This window comes from Streptomyces sp. NPDC054956 (genome assembly GCF_053609185.1).
Genome location: NZ_JBSGXB010000588.1, coordinates 1 through 1,969, shown reverse-complemented (window position 1 = coordinate 1,969; position 1,969 = coordinate 1). Strand labels below are relative to the sequence as shown.

Below are 1,969 nucleotides of genomic sequence, written 5' to 3'. Positions count from 1 at the left end.
TGTGACTGATTCCCAATGACCGTTGTCAAGCGTCGAGTGTGCCTACTGGGTGGCTGAGGTCGTGCCGATGGCACGGCGGAGCCGCGCCCACAGAGAGGTCTGCAAGGTGCCGCCGGAAACCTCATCAGGCGAGGCGGTCTCCTGCGATGTGGCGATCCGCTCTGCTCGGAAATCATGTGCATCTCCGCGGAACGTGACGGAGTCCTCTCCGATCCCGACCACCTCCAGAAGGGTGTCCAGGGCTTTGTCGGCTTGCTCGTGCGGCTGGGTGAGCCAGACGTACGAAACGCCGAGCGGATTGCCGTCGTGCTTGCTGATCGCGAAGCTGAAGCCTTTCAGCCGGAACAGAACGACGTCGAGCTCGTCCAGCCCGTCCCACGACCGCTCCACCTGCAGACGTAGCCGCTCGGCGATGGGCTGCACCGGCAGCGCCAGCACTCCGATCATCTGGAACAGCGGGGCAGAGTGCTCCCAGACGCTGTACTGGTAGGCGGGGTTCTTGCCGGTGTAGTAGGGCGGTTGTGTAGCCGGCTGCCAGTCGGACTCAGGCCCCGGGACCTCGATCTCTGTCACACCAACTCCTCTACGCGGCCTCCAGCAAACCGGTGATCAACCTACCTTCACCGTGTCGGCTGGCGTTGTGCGGCGCCGGTCAGGCCGGTTGTGGTGGCCGGGCTGTCCATTGGCGTTGGTCGCGGATGAGGGCCCACAGAACGTCAAGGCGGCGGCGAGCGAGGGCGAGAATCGCTTGCTTGTGGTTCTTGCCCTCGCCTCTCTTGCGGTCGTAGAAGGTCTTCGAGGTGGGGCAGAAGCGGGCAGCGATCTGGGCGGAGAGGTAGAAGACGCGCAGGAGTCGGCGGTGGTAGCGGTGTGGTCGGCGCATGTTTCCGCTGATGCGACCGGAATCCCGTGGGACCGGAGCGAGGCCGGCGACCCCGGCAAGTCGCCCAGAGCTGCCGAAGGCATCCATGTCACCGCCGGTGCAGGCGATGAACTCCGCCCCCAGCAACGGGCCCATGCCCGGCATACTGAGGACCACTTCCGCGTGACGGTGCTCTCGGAAACGGACCGCAATCTGCGCGTCGATGTCAGCGATCTCATCGTCCAGAGCCAACACTGCCCTGGCCAGGGTGTTCACCACTGCTGCGGCTGTGCTCTCCCCCGCCACGGCGGTGTGCTGGGCCTGTGCCGCAACGACTGCCGCCTCGGCCATCGCCTGGGCGGCACGGACTTTGCGGTTCTTCAGCCAGGTCGCGAGCCTGTTCGGGCCGACCCGGCGCAGGCCGGCCGGGGTCTGGTAGCCGGTCAGGAGGATGAGTGCGGCTTTGGAGGCGGCGTAGTCGAAGGCCCGCTCGAGAGCGGGGAAGTACTCCAGGAGCTGGGCTCGCATCCGGTTGATGGCGCGGGTTCGGTCGGCGGCGAGGTCGTAGCGGCGGGCGGTGAGGATCTTCAGGTCCACCGCGATCTCGTCCCACTCCTGCAAGGGCTGCAGGTCCCGGCGCATTCGTGCCTGGTCGGCGATGACGTAGGCGTCCTTCGCATCCGTCTTGCCGTCCCCGCGATAGCCGCGGGAGGCGTGGTGGACGGTTCGGCCAGGAATGTAGAGGAGCCGCTGGCCATGGCTTGTCAGCAGAGCAATCAGCAAAGCGCCACCGCCGGCGTTCAGGTCGACGGCCCAGGTCACCGGGCTGTCCTCGGCCAAGGCGAGGACGTCGCCTATCAGCTCCAGGAGCTCCGGCTCGTTGTTGGGCACCCGGCGCGAGAGCACCTTCGTCCCATCCGTGTCGATCACCGTGCAGTGATGCGCGGCCTTGCCGGCATCCGTCCCCGCCCAGAGCTCGGGCACCCGAGCCTCCCTCGTCGATCGGTTGACTGGTCCCTGCAGACGACCACGCCGACGTGTCCTTACGAAGCGACCTCTGTTCGCTCATCCCAATGAGCGGCCGTGTCGTCGCGGGGCACCGGGCGG

The 1,969-nt window shown here is 66.8% G+C and carries 2 protein-coding genes; both read right to left on the bottom strand.

What is annotated here, in order from left to right; all coding sequences use genetic code 11:
• Nucleotides 1–42: 42 nt before the first annotated feature.
• A complete protein-coding gene (locus ACWGDE_RS38530) occupies nt 43–573 on the bottom strand; it encodes a hypothetical protein (RefSeq protein ID WP_453393746.1) in 531 nt (176 codons plus the stop codon).
• 79 nt (nt 574–652) lie between these two features.
• On the bottom strand, nt 653–1,846 hold the full coding sequence (locus ACWGDE_RS38525; RefSeq protein WP_453393745.1) for an IS110 family transposase: 1,194 nt from the start codon (nt 1,844–1,846) through the stop codon (nt 653–655).
• Nucleotides 1,847–1,969: the final 123 nt, after the last annotated feature.